The organism is Candidatus Phaeomarinobacter ectocarpi, assembly GCF_000689395.1.
GTDB lineage: Bacteria > Pseudomonadota > Alphaproteobacteria > CGMCC-115125 > CGMCC-115125 > Pyruvatibacter > Pyruvatibacter ectocarpi.
Map to the genome: position 1 here is coordinate 830,096 of NZ_HG966617.1, position 15,798 is coordinate 845,893.

The following is a 15,798-nucleotide window of genomic DNA, read 5'->3' on the forward strand; positions in this document are numbered from 1 at the left end:
CCGCATGGACTTGAACTCGCTAATGCAGCCATTGCCGAAACTGGAGTAAGCCGGACATGTCCAAGGATCACGAACTCAAAAGCGAATATCCCTACTATCTGGCCAACGAGCCACGCCAGCCGAACACCGATCTGGAAGTCGAGGACAAATACACCGGCAAGGTGGCAACCAAGGTAGCGATGGCAGACGAAGCCGCCATTGACGAAGCCATCGGGGCATCAGTGGAAGCTGCCGAGCCAATGGCTGCCCTTAAGTCCTATCAGCGCCGCGAGGTTCTGGATCATTGTGTTGGGCGCTTCACGGAGCGCCACGAGGAACTGTCCCGCGCATTGTGCATAGAGGCAGGCAAGCCCATCAAGGATGCGCGCGGGGAAGTAACCCGCCTCATTGAAACCTTCCGGATTGCCGCTGGCGAAGCTGAGCGCATTTATGGCGAAGTCATGCCCCTGGACAATGCGGAGCGGGCATCGGGGTATCGCGGCATGTGGCAGCGGGTGCCCATCGGCCCGTGCTCTTTCATTTCGCCATTCAATTTCCCGCTCAATCTCGCTGCGCACAAAGTAGCGCCTGCCTTGGCGGCCGGCTGCCCGTTTGTTCTCAAGCCTGCAAGCCTGACACCCATCGGTGCCCTCATCATTGGTGAGACGCTGGCGGAAACCGATTTGCCCAAGGGCGCCTTCTCGATTCTGCCCTGCCGCCGCGACGGCGCGCGGCTGTTTACTGAAGATGATCGGTTGAAACTGTTGAGTTTTACCGGGTCCGCTGACGTTGGCTGGGACCTGAAGTCGAAAGCTGGTCGCAAGCCGGTGGTCCTCGAACTTGGGGGCAATGCGGCGTGCATCGTGGATGCGGACGCTGATCTCGATGATGCGGTGGAGCGCATCATATTTGGCGCGTTTTATCAGTCGGGCCAAAGCTGCATCGGTGTCCAGCGCATTCTGGTTCACGAGGAAGTTTATGATGACTTCAAGACGCGGTTTGTAGCTGCTGCCAGCCAGCTTAAGGCCGGCAATCCGCACGACGAAGATACGTTCATCGGGCCCATGATCTCTGAAAAAGAAGCTCAGCGGTTGCATGGCTGGGTGCAGGACGCGCAGGCCAAAGGTGCCAGTGTCCTGACCGGTGGAGATCTGGATGGCAAGATGCTGCAGGCAACTGTGCTGGAAAACGTGCCGGGTGACTGCGATGTGGTCCGTGAGGAAGCCTTCGGGCCAGTGGCAGTCCTCTCGCCCTTCAGTGATTTCGAGGCGGCCCTGCGAAGCGTGAATGAGAGCCGCTACGGGCTGCAGGCCGGCATCTTCACCAAGGACCTCTACAAGGCCATGAACGCCTGGGACATCTTGGATGTTGGCGGCGTCGTGGTAGGCGATGTGCCCTCATGGCGGGTCGACCACATGCCCTATGGTGGCGTTAAGGATTCAGGCCTTGGACGTGAGGGCATCCGCTGGGCCATTGAAGACATGACAGAAACCCGGTTGCTGGTGATTCGTGACCCGGCCTAGGGACGTGGTCGTTCCGGTGACGGTTGCAGACTTGCGTCCGCTCCAGTAATCACAGGTGTCACCGGGTGAGGTGACCCGTGATGCCTCACAGTGAGGGGAGCTCAGCAACGTGAGAGACAGGATTGCAGGCGTTGGTCTTGCAACGGTTTTCGTATTGCTGGCGATCGTACTGCTCCTTGTAGAGCGGGCACCTCCAATTGTGTGCGCCGTCGCCTTATTGTTTGCTGCCACGGGCACCCGTCTTCCGGCTCTGCGCCTTCAGGTAACGTCAAGCCCAGCTCTGTGGGCTGGGGCAGCGTTGGTTGCGTGGTTGCTACTCAGCGCGTCATGGTCGATCGCCGGATCTGAAGCCATATCAAACGGGCTGCGGATTGCAGCGATGGTTATCACCGCGATCGTCCTGCCCGCATTATGTCTCACTCAATCGCAGAAAACGCAGGACCTCGCAGCGCGCTGGGCCTTGATCGCGAGTTGCCTGGTGCTGGTTCTCCTGCTCATTGAGACATTGTTCGACATGCCGCTGCTGCGGACTGCTCGGTACTATGTCAATGGAGAACTGTTTGTGAATGGGCTGCCACCTTTGGAAGAGCGGCGCACGGACGTGACCTATTTTCAGGAATTGTACCTGGCAAACCGCCTGAGCCACATTGCGTCCATTGCAGCCATTCTGGTTTTGCCGATTGCAGGCATTCTATGGCAACGCGGGCAGCGTCTTGGCGCAGTGGCAGCCTTTGCCGTTGGGTGTGCGGGAGTTGCCTTGGTCCCGACACAAACCCCGATGCTGGCTTTGGGGCTTGGGCTGGCCGTCGGTTTGATCATGCTCATACCCAAAATCGGTCAAAGCCGCCGATTGGGCGTAGCGCTTGCTGCTCTTGTTGCCGTTGGCGTTGTGACATCCCCGTGGCTTGCACAGACCGCCTATACAGCGTTGCATGATGCGCTTGCGTCATCGGACATCAGTATCATCCACCGGGTTGCAATCTGGGACTACGCGGCGGGCTTCATTGCCGAGCGACCGATTGCAGGTTACGGCATTGAAGCCGCGCGCACATTGGGTCGCGAAGGGGCAAATCTGGCTGAACTGGTGCCCGGTCACCCCTATGCTTTCCAGGCGCTTCCCCTGCACCCGCACAATGCCTCGATCCAGATATGGCTTGAGCTTGGAGGCGTTGGCGCACTGATTTTCGCGCTGTTCATGTTCGCGATGACGCGGACAGTTCATGCCTATGCAGACCAACCGGTGGCCCGCGCGGCCCTTATGGCCGGATTGGTCGTCGGGTTGGCAGTGGCCCATCTCAGCTATGGGATCTGGCAATATTGGTGGGTTGCATCCCTGGGGATGATTTACGCGATGCTCGCGCTCATTTTCGCGTCGGAAAGAACATCCTGATGCATCATGCATATCTTGCGGTTCTTCTCTCCTTCACGCTGTCGCTCAACATCGTCGCGTTTGTTTGTATGTGGGCAAAGACACGCCAACTGGATGTGCCCAATGAGCGCAGCTCCCACACCGTTCCAACACCGCGGGGCGGAGGCATTGCAATTGTCGTCACCGCATTGGTGAGTGTTGCGGTCCTTTACTGGGGTGGCCATCTGCCCTTGTCGCATGCGGTTGCGCTTGGCGGTGGCGGCGCATTGATAGCCCTGATTGGCCATTGGGATGACCGCAAGGGCCTGTCTGCGTCGCTAAGACTTATCGTTCAGGTGGCCATTGCCCTGGCGGTCGTGGTGCTTGTCGGCGGTGTCAGTGTCTTGCCCGTTGGTGCTCAGACGTGGGAACCGGGTGTGATCGGCGGGATCATGGCCGTTATCGGGTTGGTCTGGATGATCAACCTCACGAATTTCATGGATGGAATAGATGGCCTGGCGGCGAGCCACACGGTCTTTGTCGGCTTGGCAGGGGCAACGCTACTCTGGCAGGCAGACGCCCTTGGTCTGGCGGCCTTTATGCTGCTGTTGGCAGCCGCCTCAGCCGGATTCCTTGTCTTCAACTGGGCACCGGCTACCATTTTCATGGGCGATGTTTCATCGGGGTTTTTGGGTCTCGTCATTGGCGTGGTCGCCATTGCTTCTGCACAGGACGTGACCCTGTGGGCATGGGGCATTTTGATGACGCCCTTCATCGCAGACGCAACCATTACGCGGGCCATGCGCATTAGGCTGTATGGCGATTACTTCGGCGCACATCGCGCCCATGTCTACCAAAGATTGTCGCGCAAGCTTGGCGGGCACGCGCCAGTTGTTGTGCGGTTCTGGGTGCTGTCCCTCGGGGTCATCCTGCCATTGGCAGTCTATGTCGCGCATCATCCGGCAACCGGCTGGTGGATCATGCCGCTTGTATGGCTGGTCAGCTTCGCGATTGCCTACCGGCTTGGCGCCGGGCGCGACGACGAGGTCGCCTGAGACTGTGTCCTAGAAAAACGCCTGCAGACCCGTCTGCGCACGACCCAGAATGAGCGCATGGACATCATGCGTGCCTTCATAGGTGTTGACCGCTTCCAGATTCATGACGTGACGGATCACGTGGTACTCATCTGAAACGCCATTGCCGCCATGCATGTCGCGGGCGTGACGGGCGATGTCCAGCGCCTTGCCACAATTGTTGCGCTTGATGAGCGAGATCATGGGTGGGGCGGCACGTTTTTCATCAAACAACCGGCCAACCCGCAAGGCGCCCTGAAGGCCGAGCGAAATTTCGGTCTGCATGTCGGCCAGCTTCTTCTGGATCAGCTGAGTCTGGGCCAGTGGCTTGCCGAACTGCTTGCGGTCCAGCGTGTACTGCCGCGCCTGGTGCCAGCAGAACTCAGCAGCCCCCATGGCGCCCCAGGCAATGCCATAGCGCGCACGGTTCAGGCAGCCGAACGGGCCTTTGAGGCCTTCCACATTCGGCAGCAGGTTCTCGGCAGGGACAAATACATCGTTCAGGACAATCTCACCGGTGATAGAGGCCCGCAGCGAAAATTTGCCTTCGATCTTCGGTGTCTCAAAGCCCTCAAAGTCGCGCTCCACCACGAAACCGCGGATCTTGTCCTTGCCGTCTTCGTCCTTGAGCTTGGCCCAGACCACCGCCAGATCCGCAATGGGTGAATTGGTGATCCACATCTTGGCGCCGTTGAGGATGTAGCCGCCGTCAACGGGCTTTGCGCGGGTGACCATGCCGGCGGGGTCTGATCCATGGTCAGGTTCTGTCAGGCCAAAACAGCCCACCCATTCGCCGGTGGCGAGCTTCGGCAGATACTTCATCCGCTGCTCTTCCGTCCCATAGGCGTAGATCGGGTGCATCACCAGCGAGGACTGCACGCTCATGGCAGAGCGGTAGCCGGAGTCCACATACTCAACCTCGCGCGCGACCAGCCCGTAGGACACGTAGTTGAGACCCGCACAGCCATAGGCTTCCGGGATCGTGCAGCCCAAAAGGCCGAGCTCCCCCATTTCCGTCATGATTTCGCGGTGGAAAATCTCGTTCCGGTTGGCTTCCTTTACCCGGGTCATCAGATTGTCCTGGCAGTAGGCCTTGGCGGAATCGCGCACCATCCGCTCGTCTTCTGTCAGCTGATCATCCAGGTAGAACGCGTCTTCCCACGAAAACGGCGCAGACGCTTCCGGCGACGGGTCAAATGGGGCATCAGCGGGGGACAGCTTGGCGGCTTCAGACATGGTGTTTGGCTCTTGTTAATGGCGGCGGATAATCGACAGGTGCGGACACTAGACCCTTGCCCCTACGTCAACAAGTCGTGCGAAGAGGGCGCAGCGTCACATCTTTAGGTAAGACCTAAGTCCTTGATCCAAATGGTCAAACAGCGCCCGCATGCGTGTCACCCGGCGCAGGTCCTCGTGCATTACCAGCCACATCTCAAGATCAAACCCGAACGCGTCATGCAGGACAGGCACCAGATCCGGGTCATTGTTTCCCAAGGGCATGTGGCAGCCGCTAATGCCCGCACCGGCCTTGAGCAGGGCAACCTGCGCTGCATCCCGGTCAGTCCTGAGCGAAAAGAAGTCGCGGGCGATGGGATAGCCGGCTTCCTGCAGCGGCTCCATGACCCAGGCCTGCTTGTCAAAGCCGATGAACCGATGGCCAGACGCGTCATCGCTCAAGGACTGCGGAATGCCGTGTTTGGCCACGTAGGATTTATGCGCATAAAGCGCCACCCGCACAGTGCCCAGCCTCAGGCCCACAAGCGCGTCCTGGGTCGGCGCGACCATCCGAACGGCGATGTCAGCCTCGCGGGCGGAAAGGTTGTCCGTATGGTCCGACAGCACAAGTTCCACGGCGATGTCGGGATGCTCCTCGACGAACGGCGCCAGAATACCGGGAATGACGTGCGCGCCCATGAACTCGCTGACCGTCAGCCGGATGGTGCCGCTCAGGGCTTGCGCAGGTGCGCTGGCGGATCGCACCAGCGCTGCAGCGGCGGATTGCATGGCTTCCGCGTGGGGCCGCAGAGAAAGCGCCATATCCGTTGGCGTCAGCCCGCGGACGGAGCGCACAAACAGGCTGGTCTCAAGGCCCGCCTCAAGCGCTTCGATGTGGCGGCCCAGTGTCGGCTGGGTCAGCCCCAGCCGATCCGCCGCACCAGAAAGCGAGCCGGTATCCAGAACCGCCAGAAACGATCGCCAATGGTCCCAACTCATGGTGTTCCTAGACATACAAATATGTTTATCAACTGCACGTATTTCGTCAATTTATGTTTTGGCCGAGCATCCTCATCTTTGTCCGGTAAGCGGTAAAACCGCTGATTTCTCAGACGTTTTCAGGAGCAGGATCATGACCTCGACCACACGGATACTCGTCATCGGCGCCACCGGCGGCATCGGCTCGGAAGTGGCCAAGGCCGCTCTTGCTGCGGGGTGGGATGTCCGGGCGATGCACCGCCGCCCCAAAAAGGCGGCCGCCGCCATGGCGGATATGGGCGTGGAATGGGTGAAAGGCGACGCCATGCGGGCAAAGGACGTCACCCGCGCCGCCAAGGACTGCGACGTGATTTTTCACGGCGCAAACCCGCCCGGCTATAAGAAGTGGAAACAGCTGGCGATCCCGATGCTCGCCAACACCATCAAGGCTGCCGAGACGGTGAAGGCGCGCATCGCCTTTCCCGGCAACATCTACGTGTATGGCGACGACGCGTTTCCCGTTCTGGGCGAAGATGCACCGCAGCATCCACCGACAGAAAAAGGAAACATACGCATCGAGATGGAATATATGTTGCGCCGCACACCCCAACCCGCGCTCGTTGTGCGCGCCGGAGATTTCTTCGGACCCAATGCCCCGGGCTCCTGGGTGGGCGGCGGCATGATCAAGGCCGAAAAGCCGATTTCATCCGTCACCTATCCCGGCGACCCGAAAACCCTGCACGCCTTTGCCTATCTTCCTGACCTGGCGGAGACGTTCATCCGTCTACTGAGCAACCCGGAAGTTGCGGCATCCAACTTCGACATTTTTCATTTTGCGGGCCACACGGTTGGCGGCGATACCGGTGTGAGTTTCCCGGACGCACTGCGGAACGCAGCCCGCATGCCCGACGCGCCCATCAAGAAGCTGCCCTGGGCCATGGTCCGGGTCGCGGGGGTCTTCAACGAGACGTTCCGAGAGCTTTGGAAGATGCGCTATCTGTGGAGAACGCCACACCGGCTGGACAACACCAAGCTGCAATCAGTGATTGGCAGCGAGCCGCATACACCGCTTGAAGAAGCTCTGCGGGTCACGCTGGTGGGTCATGGATGCCTGCCCGAACAGGCGCCTGCCGCATCGCCACAAAACGAAACCGGCCATGCAGCGGTAGCTGCATGACCGGTCATATTCTCAGGCTGATGGGTGGTCTTATTCAGCGGCGGATGCTTTGGCAGCGTGTGCGGACAAAAGTGACCGCCCACTAAGCCCATCCAGTGCTGAGCGGTACTGCTCCTCAAGCCGGTCCACAAGGTCCGCGACGGGAGGGGAATCGGAAATGCTGCCGATGCCCTGACCGGAGCCCCAGATGTCTTTCCAGGCTTTCTGCTTGGTGTTGCCGCCAGACCCGAAGTTCATCTTGGATTTGTCCGCCTCCGGAAGATTATGCGGATCAAGACCTGCGTCTTCGATGGACGGTGCCAGATAGTTGCCATGCACGCCGGTAAACAGGTTGGAATACACAATGTCGTTGGCGGCATGCTTGATCAGGGATTCCTTGTATCCCGGGTCCGCATTGGCTTCTTCCGTCGCAATGAAGCGGGTGCCGATATAGGCAAAGTCCGCCCCCAGGGCCAACGCGCTGGCAATGGACGACCCATCGGAAATCGCACCGGACAGAATAACCGTGCCGTCGAACCATTCCTTCACTTCGCGTACAAGTGCGAACGGTGAGAGCGAGCCGGCATGGCCCCCGGCACCTGCACATACGAGGATCAACCCGTCCACGCCTTCTTCAGCGGCCTTCTTGGCGTGCTTCACATTGATGACGTCATGATAGACGACGCCGCCATAGGAATGCGCGGCTTCCACCACGAATGCCGGTGGGCGCAGGGATGTGATGATTATCGGCACTTCGTGCTTCACACACACATCCATGTCGTGCTGCAGACGATCATTCGATGCATGGCAGATCTGGTTCACCGCAAAGGGGGCAACCTTCTTGTCCGGATTGGCGGCCTGATACTCGGCCAGTTCCGTCTTGATGCGGACGATCCACTCTTCCAGCACATGTTCGGGCCGTGCATTGAGCGCCGGGAACGAGCCGATGATGCCCGCCTTGCACTGGGCAATAACGAGTTCAGGACCGGACACGATAAACAGCGGTGAGCCGATAACCGGCATCCGCAAATTGTCACGGATGTGAGCAGGAATGGCCATGCGAAGTCTCCAAGAGAAAAGGATCAGGTGTTGTGAGGATATTTGGCGCGCGGAGCCGGAATGTCCAGTTCAGGAATGAACAGTTATCTATCCATTACTGAACAGGAAAAGGCGTGGCATCGCCCCATGGCTCAATGCTTCCCAGGAATGTCAGCAGGGCGGCCGCAACGTCGTCTGGCGCTTCAACCTGCGGAAAATGGCCCACACCCTCAAGTTCCACATAGGTATAGGGCCCGGTAAATCCGTCCTTGCCTGCTTCGAACAGCTCAATATCAAGGGCCCCATCGTCGGCCCCCGCAATCACCAGGGACGGCATGGCGAAGCGGGTATCCTTGTCCGCCCGCTGGGTGCCCGGTGTCGGGTCAGCGCTGATGGACCAGTAATAGCCCAGCACTCCCTCCACACCCCCTTCGACGGCGAGGCTCTCTTTGACTGCGGTCGTATCGCGACGGTCCACATCAAAGGTCGGCGCCCAGGCCTCCACAATGCCGTCGATATGGGCAAAGTCGTTGCGAGCCACCATCCAGCTGGCCCAGGGAAACTGGTAGTAAATGAAATGCGGCGCATTGAGGAAAAGGCTGAGGCTCGGCTCGGTTGCCATGGGATGCGGGATCGTCAGGGAGACAAGACCAACCACCGTATCCGGGTCCGTCACCGCAGCAGACATGGCCGCCGTCGCGCCCCAGTCATGGCCCACCACAACCGCCTTGCTTTCGCCCAGTGCTTCAATCAAGGCCAGCGCGTCCGCCCCCAGGGTGCCCACGGTGTAGTCTTCATCCGGTGCAAACCCGCTGGGCGCATAGCCGCGCATGTTGGGCGCCACCACGCGGTAGCCTGCCGCCGCCAGTTTGGCCTGCACCTGTTTCCAGCCACGGGCCGTTTCCGGGTAGCCGTGCAGCAGCACAACGAGTGGTCCGGTGCCTTCTTCCAGATAGGCCAGCTCAACGCCGTTGGCTTCAATGAAGGAGAATGCGCGCGTGTCCTCGGCCCGCGCGGCTCCAGCTGCCGCAGCAGCCACCAACACGAGTGCCGCAAAAAAACGAATGCCCATCATATCCTCCCCAGAAGCATGTTGCGGTCAGTCTTGGCCGCTTCCGCGATAAAGTCGAGCACCGCCCGCACCGCAGGCGTATTTGTCAGATCCGGATGGGCCAGAAGCCAAACATCCGTGGCGCTGAACAGTTTTTCCGGCGCCACCCGCACGAGGTCTGCATGTGCATCGCCCTGCAGACAGGTCAGAGGCGCAATACCGCCATGGGTCCGCACGGCACTCACCATGTCCGCCATGGAAGAGCAGCGCAGATAGGTCGGTGCGCCGCGCGTCACATGTGCCGCCCAGCGCGCCAGTTCGGCGTCATTGGCTTCACCGGCAAAACCAATCAGCCGATGATCTGCCCATTCACCTCGCTGCTGCGGCAGGCCATTGGCGTCCGCGTACTCACGCGACGCATAAAACGCGACGCCACACCGGGCGATCTTGCGCCCCACAAGGTTTTCCTCGCCCGGGCCATAGAGCCGGATAACAATCTCGGCCTCGCGCCGGGTGACGCTGGCCGGCCATGCATCGGTCACAAACTCGATCTCGATTTGCGGATAGCGTTCCGTAAACGCGCTCATATGCGGCATCAGCCAGTAGCCCGCCAGCGTCGCAGCCGTGGACACGCGCACGATGCCCTGCGGCGTGCCGCTGGCGTCAGACAACGCATGTCCCGCACGCAGGACGGCAGATGCAATCTCGTCGGCTTCCGCCTTCAGCTTTTCACCGCCCGGCGACAGCCCGAACCCGTCATTGGTTTGCACAAAGAGCTTTGTGCCCAGCGCCTCCTCCAGTTCCGTAATCTTGCGGCCCACGGTGGCATGGCTCAGTTTCAGCTGGCGACCCGCACCGGAATAGCTGCGCGCCTCCGCAACCGCCAGAAACACCCGGTAGAGGTCCCAATTCGCCTGGCTCATTTATCTGGTGTCCCGTCAGGTTTCCGCAGCGTTTTGCCGCCTTGTTGCTAATCTAACAGGCCGCTGAACAAATCTGAACAGGTGTCGGGGTGCAAGGCGCTTTGCAAACCTGCTAAAACACCGGTCATCAAGATATCCAGAAAGCTGGCGCCACAACGCGTCGTGCCAAATAATTAAGACGGCCAACAGGCCAAGATGGCCAACAGGGAGTATCCCATGATCAAGACACGTTTCACCGAGATGTTCGGCGTCGAACATCCCATCGTTCAGGGCGGCATGCAGTGGGTCGGCAAAGCGCCGCTCGTGGCAGCCGTTGCCAATGCCGGCGGCCTTGGCTTCATCACGGCCCTCACCCAGCCAACGCCGGACGATCTGGCCAAGGAAATCGAGCGCTGCAAGTCGATGACCGACAAGCCGTTTGGTGTGAACCTCACCATCCTCCCAGCCATCAAGCCTCCGCCCTACGCTGAATATCGTCAGGCCATCATCGACAGTGGCGTGAAGATTGTTGAGACCGCCGGCTACAAGCCGCAGGAGCATGTGGACCACTTCAAGGAACACGGCATCAAGGTCATCCACAAATGCACCGCCGTTCGCCACGCCCTGTCCGCAGAGCGTATGGGCGTTGATGCCATTTCCATTGATGGCTTTGAGTGCGCCGGTCACCCCGGCGAAGACGACATCCCCGGCCTGATCCTGATCCCGGCAGCCGCCGACAAGGTCAAGATCCCGATGATCGCCTCAGGCGGTTTCGGTGATGGTCGCGGCCTCGTGGCAGCGCTTGCCCTGGGTGCTGAAGGCATCAACATGGGCACGCGCTTCTGCGCCACCAAAGAAGCCGACATCCACGACAACGTGAAACAGAAGATGGTCGACACCGACGAGCGCGGCACAGACCTGATCTTCCGTACCCTGCATAACACCGCCCGCGTTGCCAAAAATGCCATCTCTCAGGAAGTGCTTGAGAAGGAACGCGCAGGCGCCAAGTTTGAGGAGATCCAGCATCTCGTCGCCGGTGCCCGTGGCAAGCTGGTGTACTCGGAAGGCGATCCTGATCACGGCATCTGGTCCGCCGGCATGATCCAGGGCCTCATTCACGACATTCCAACCGTGGATGAGCTGGTGAGCCGCATCGTGGCTGAAGCAGAAGGCATCATTCAAAACCGCCTCAACGGTTTTGTCTCCGGTGCTGCAGCCCAGGCCGCTGAATAAGCCCGCAAACATTCCGCAAGAACAGGAGCCCCGGATGCGCAAGCGTCCGGGGCTTTTTCATGGGCCAACCAAACCGCAATACCCGCTTTCCCTCCGGCTTGACCGGAGGGCCCATCGGCAGCTCGGATAGACCCTCCGGTCAAGCCGGAGGGAGAGCGGAGATGAAAGGTCTCGAATCCAAAACACTCCCGTATCCCCGGGCTGGACCCGGGGTCCACTCGCATTGCCTCTTGCGGCACCGAACTCTTTGGCACCGCGCCCTGCCGCACGGCATGTAGGCGTCGGATCAAGTCCGGGGACACGGCTTAGAGGATGATCAGCACCAGCCCGGCCACAACCAACGCAATACCCGCAAGCTCCGCCCGGTTGGTTTTCTCTTTGAAAATCAGGGTGGATGTCGCCAGCGCAAACACCAGCTCAATCTGCCCCAGCGCCTTCACATAGGCGGCATTTTCCAGCGCGAAAGCCGTGAACCAGCCAATGGAGCCAATGACGCTGGCAATGCCGACAGCAAGTGCGGGCCGCCACCGCACGTAGCTCTGTTTCAGGGAGTCCCGGTCGCGCAGCCCCAGCCATACACTCATGATCAGCGTCTGCCAGATCAGGACGGCGGTCAGCGTGGTCGCCGCAGAAACCGCAAAGCCATTGTCTTCAAGCGCCAGCGAGGCAGCGCGGTAGCACACAGACGCAATGGCAAACCCGGCACCACACCCAAGACCCATGAGGGCAACTGGTGATCCAAGCGACGTGAGAATGGCCCGCGGCGTCACAGCCGTGCGCGCAACCGAAAGCGCGATGACACCAATGAAGCTGATGAGAATGCCTGCAAAGGCATAAGGCCCGACCACTTCCCCAAGCACAACAAACCCGATCAATGCAGTCTGCACTGTTTCGGTTTTTGAGTAGGTCGTGCCGACCGTAAACACGCGCAGGGCAAACATCCGTACAAGGAGCACGGCTGCAACCACCTGCGCTGCGCCGCCAATGAGAACAGACACAACGAACGTCGTGTTGATTTGAGGCGTTGTCTCGCCGGTAACCTGTAACAGAACAATGAGATACAGCACCGCAAAGGGCAGGCCGTAGAGGAAGCGCACATAAGAGGCCCCCGTCGCCGTCAGGTCGGACGCCAGACTCTTCTGTAAGGCAGAGCGCACGTTCTGTGAAAACGCCGCAACGAGTGTGAAAGCTATCCAAAGCGGCATGGAAAGATCCGGGCAGGGAAGGGTGCCTAGGTTCTAAGCCCCAATGCCAGCAGGATGCCACTCATGCCAGCCATGCGTATCGGCATCTTCCGTTCCGTCCCCGCTTTCCCTCCGGTCAAGCCGGAGGGAAAGCGGATATGGGGTGGCAAAGAGCCCTAGTCGTTGATGGCCGCATAGACCAGCTGCTGGAACTGGCGCCGCAGCGGGTAGGCTCCTGATGGCATCAACTGCGTCATCAGGATTGCAATCAGGTCTTCCGACGGATCGATCCAGAAAATCGTGCTGGCCGCACCGCCCCAGTAATAGGTGCCGTCGGGCCCGGTGATCTGCGACTTGGCTTCATCCACCGTCACCGCAAAGCCAAGGCCAAAGCCGATGCCGGCATTTGTGGTTTCAGAAAACGCACCTTGCGCAAGACCTTCAAGGTCCTGTCCACCTGGCAGATGGTTCTTGGTCATCAGCGTGATGGTCGGGCGCGACAGCAGCCGTGTGCCGTCCGGTGCCGTCCCGCCGCGCAGCAGCATCTGACAGAATTTGAGATAGTCGGACTGTGTCGACACAAGCCCGCCGCCGCCAGACGTAAACACCGGCGCACGCGCATAGCGACCGGTCTCCGGATCATCGGCCAGTGCAAAGGACTTGGTCTTGGGGTCGCGCTGATAGTTGGCAGCAAAGCGCGGCATCTGGTCGGCACTCACCTGAAACGCCGTGTCCGTCATGCCCAGCGGCTGGAAGATGCGCGTGTTGAAGAAATCAAACAGCGACATGCCCGAGACAACTTCCACCAGCCGACCCAGCACATCCGTGGACACCGAGTAGCTCCACGCTTCACCTGGATTGTGCAGCAGCGGCATGCGGCCCAGCAACTTGCAGAATTCTTCAAGGTTGGATGTTGTGAGGTCCACGCCGCCGATTTTGAAGTGGCGATAGGCTTCGTCCACCGGATGCACTTCCATGAACCCGTAAGTAAAGCCGGACATATGCGTCAGCAGATCGCGGATCGTCACCTGACGGCTGGCAGATTTCACAGCCATGCCGCGCGCAGGTCCGCCCGCATAGACCTTCAGGTCGCCAAGTTCAGGAATGTAGCGGCCGATTTCGTGCTCCAGCTGAAAACGGCCTTCCTCAAACAGCATCATGACGGCAACCGAGGTGATCGGCTTCGACATGGAATAGATGCGGAAGATGGTGTCATGGGTCAGCGTCTTGCCGCGCTCCACATCCATCTGCCCCTGCACGTCAAAATGCGCCAGCTCGCCTTTGCGCCACACCAGCGTTGAAAGACCGGCAAGCTTCTTGCGGTCCACATAGCTCTGAAAAAACGGCGTGATGCGCGCCAGTCGGTCCGGGCACATGCCCGCCTGTTTGGCGGCGCTGGTCGGGTCGTTGATGAGGGGAGCGTTCATGATGCTGTGGGCCTGTTCTGCTGTTCTTCAGGATAGCTCAGCGCCGCGACGAGGTCCGTCAGCATGCGCGATTGATAGGCCGGCTGGTCATTGCCGTGTTCAAGGTCAAATGCTTTCCACAGGCCCGCAGCCTTTTCGATGCGAAAGCTGGGATGGGTCCAGCCGCAGCGATAGACCAGCACGCAGGGGCTGCCGTCTTCGTTGGTGACCACGTCGATATCGAGAGGCGAGCCTGCAGCAGCCTGAAACAGCCGCGTTCGGTCGCGATCGGTTATCCGGTCGAGCGGAAGATTAACAATATTGGTCACTCAGTCCCCCAGGGCCGGACAACCGGCCATCGCCGCTGCAGGTCCCCCTGTTTCTCAAGGGCCAGCGCAGCTGTCTTCGTTTTTCTGCGAGCCATTGTTGGATAGACGACGCGACGGGGCAAGACTCAGTTGCGCCGAGTCGGCAGATTCATCGCTTCATTCACGCTTTAAGATTACCAAAGCCTGAGAAGACGGCATCAAACCTGAGCTAATGTCCGCTAGGCGACAGCAAAGCAGTCCGCAACATCCTTGATCCAGCGCTTCACGCCATCGCCCTGAACGTCATGGCTGTCCCCGTGACGGACCAGGATCAGGTCCTTTTCCGGCACGAGCACGATGTATTGCCCGCCATAGCCATTGCACGAAAACGTGCCGGGGCCTGCGATTTCCAGCCACCAATGGGCGCCATAGCCCATGAACTCATCATCCCCGGTGGGCACTTTGCTTTGGGTGCGCGCGTAGTCTACCCAGCCATTTGGCAGAATTTGCCTGTCGCCCCACCAACCGCCGCGCAGATAAAGCAGCCCGAACCGGGCAAAATCCCGCGCTGTCATGAAGCAGTAGGAGGACCCGATCCAGGTCCCCACACCGTCGAATTTCGGGACGGCATGGGTGACGCCAATGGGGTCCAGCAGCTCAGTCCGCATGAAGGCTTCAAAGTCCTGCGCCGAGAGCGGCTCACCATCGCCCAGCACCGTGGACAGCGCCCGCACCAGTATGTTGGTGGTCCCACTTGAATAGTTGAAAACGCTGTCAATCGGATGGATCAGCGGCTTGTCGGCCGCGTAATGGGCCACATCCGCCTTACCCTCGCCAAACAGCATGGAGATGGTGTCCGATATGTCGCCATCCACGTAGTTTTCATCAAATTCCAGCCCGCTCGCCATGCGCAGCAGCTGGTCAAAGGTGAGCTCCGCTCGCGGATCCCCCGCTGGCCATTCCGGCGCACCGACCCGGTCAAAAATCGACATTTTGCCGTCGCGCACCGCAATGCCGATCAAGGCCTGCAACATGCTCTTGGCCATGGACCAGGACGGATAGGTCTGGGTGGGGCCATACCCCTCCGCATAGGCTTCCGACACCAGCTTGCCGCCCTGAATGGCCACAAAGGCATGGGTCGGGCCCATATCATCGGGCCCCTTGCCGTCGCCATTGGGGTCAGAAAACGCGTGGTCCAGCAGGTCACCCAGCGCCACATGGTTGGCGGTGGTGGCGGTGCCGGTCGGCCAGTCGCCATTGGGCCAGTCAACATTGGTTGGCTGCGAGGGAAGGGTGGGGAGGTTGGATGTATCTGTCATGGGCCGCACCTTGCCACACGCCCCACACTTCGCAAGTTTGATTTGATGCAGCGGGGCGAAGTTTTTTGGCCTCCCAATGAGCCCC

General features: G+C 59.9%; 14 protein-coding genes. 5 read left to right on the plus strand and 9 right to left on the minus strand.

Annotated features, from left to right (window positions below; genetic code table 11):
* Window positions 1–56: 56 nt before the first annotated feature.
* The 3 genes from BN1012_RS03945 to BN1012_RS03955 all read left to right on the plus strand — a co-directional run bounded on the left by BN1012_RS03945 (window position 57) and on the right by BN1012_RS03955 (window position 3,905).
* Entirely contained in the window at window positions 57–1,502 is a 1,446-nt protein-coding gene (locus BN1012_RS03945) for an aldehyde dehydrogenase family protein (RefSeq protein ID WP_043948613.1), read from the plus strand.
* Window positions 1,503–1,611: 109 nt separating this feature from the next.
* A complete protein-coding gene (locus tag BN1012_RS03950) occupies window positions 1,612–2,892 on the plus strand; it encodes an O-antigen ligase family protein (RefSeq protein ID WP_145973411.1) in 1,281 nt (426 codons plus the stop codon).
* Window positions 2,892–3,905 (plus strand): MraY family glycosyltransferase, encoded by a 1,014-nt coding sequence (locus BN1012_RS03955; RefSeq protein WP_043948615.1) that lies wholly within the window; start codon window positions 2,892–2,894, stop codon window positions 3,903–3,905. Before BN1012_RS03950 ends, BN1012_RS03955 begins: the two co-directional genes overlap by 1 nt.
* Before the next feature lie 9 nt (window positions 3,906–3,914).
* Here BN1012_RS03955 and BN1012_RS03960 read toward each other — a convergent pair whose 3' ends face one another.
* Window positions 3,915–5,159: an acyl-CoA dehydrogenase gene (locus BN1012_RS03960; protein ID WP_081826199.1), complete on the minus strand. Its 1,245-nt coding sequence runs from the start codon at window positions 5,157–5,159 to the stop codon at window positions 3,915–3,917.
* 96 nt (window positions 5,160–5,255) lie between these two features.
* Window positions 5,256–6,137, minus strand: a complete 882-nt coding sequence (locus tag BN1012_RS03965; RefSeq protein WP_244442944.1) for a LysR family transcriptional regulator — start codon at window positions 6,135–6,137, stop codon at window positions 5,256–5,258.
* Between the two features lie 133 nt (window positions 6,138–6,270).
* Here BN1012_RS03965 and BN1012_RS03970 point away from each other — a divergent pair, with 133 nt between their 5' ends.
* A complete protein-coding gene (locus tag BN1012_RS03970) occupies window positions 6,271–7,293 on the plus strand; it encodes an SDR family NAD(P)-dependent oxidoreductase (RefSeq protein WP_043948617.1) in 1,023 nt (340 codons plus the stop codon).
* Between the two features lie 30 nt (window positions 7,294–7,323).
* Here BN1012_RS03970 and BN1012_RS03975 read toward each other — a convergent pair whose 3' ends face one another.
* The 3 genes from BN1012_RS03975 to BN1012_RS03985 form a co-directional block, all read right to left on the minus strand.
* Window positions 7,324–8,331 (minus strand): NAD(P)H-dependent flavin oxidoreductase, encoded by a 1,008-nt coding sequence (locus tag BN1012_RS03975; RefSeq protein WP_043948618.1) that lies wholly within the window; start codon window positions 8,329–8,331, stop codon window positions 7,324–7,326.
* Window positions 8,332–8,425: 94 nt separating this feature from the next.
* Window positions 8,426–9,382, minus strand: coding sequence for an alpha/beta fold hydrolase (locus BN1012_RS16625; RefSeq protein ID WP_052534523.1), 957 nt, complete (start codon window positions 9,380–9,382; stop codon window positions 8,426–8,428).
* Window positions 9,382–10,284, minus strand: a complete 903-nt coding sequence (locus tag BN1012_RS03985) for a LysR family transcriptional regulator (RefSeq protein WP_043948619.1) — start codon at window positions 10,282–10,284, stop codon at window positions 9,382–9,384. Before BN1012_RS03985 ends, BN1012_RS16625 begins: the two co-directional genes overlap by 1 nt.
* Before the next feature lie 216 nt (window positions 10,285–10,500).
* On the opposite strand from BN1012_RS03985, the gene BN1012_RS03990 reads away from it, so the two are divergent.
* Window positions 10,501–11,496, plus strand: coding sequence for an NAD(P)H-dependent flavin oxidoreductase (locus tag BN1012_RS03990; RefSeq protein WP_043948620.1), 996 nt, complete (start codon window positions 10,501–10,503; stop codon window positions 11,494–11,496).
* Between the two features lie 305 nt (window positions 11,497–11,801).
* Here the strand turns inward: BN1012_RS03990 and BN1012_RS03995 are convergent, their stop codons facing one another.
* From BN1012_RS03995 to BN1012_RS04010, 4 genes are all read right to left on the minus strand, one after another.
* On the minus strand, window positions 11,802–12,701 hold the full coding sequence (locus tag BN1012_RS03995) for a DMT family transporter (RefSeq protein WP_043948621.1): 900 nt from the start codon (window positions 12,699–12,701) through the stop codon (window positions 11,802–11,804).
* 155 nt (window positions 12,702–12,856) lie between these two features.
* Window positions 12,857–14,107 (minus strand): serine hydrolase domain-containing protein, encoded by a 1,251-nt coding sequence (locus BN1012_RS04000; RefSeq protein ID WP_081826201.1) that lies wholly within the window; start codon window positions 14,105–14,107, stop codon window positions 12,857–12,859.
* Window positions 14,104–14,415, minus strand: a complete 312-nt coding sequence (locus tag BN1012_RS04005; protein ID WP_043948622.1) for a hypothetical protein — start codon at window positions 14,413–14,415, stop codon at window positions 14,104–14,106. The genes BN1012_RS04000 and BN1012_RS04005 overlap by 4 nt, the downstream gene beginning before the upstream one ends.
* 218 nt (window positions 14,416–14,633) lie before the next feature.
* The gene (locus tag BN1012_RS04010) at window positions 14,634–15,713 is read right to left on the minus strand and encodes a serine hydrolase domain-containing protein (RefSeq protein ID WP_081826202.1); all 1,080 of its coding nucleotides are present in this window, start codon (window positions 15,711–15,713) and stop codon (window positions 14,634–14,636) included.
* Window positions 15,714–15,798 lie beyond the last annotated feature (85 nt).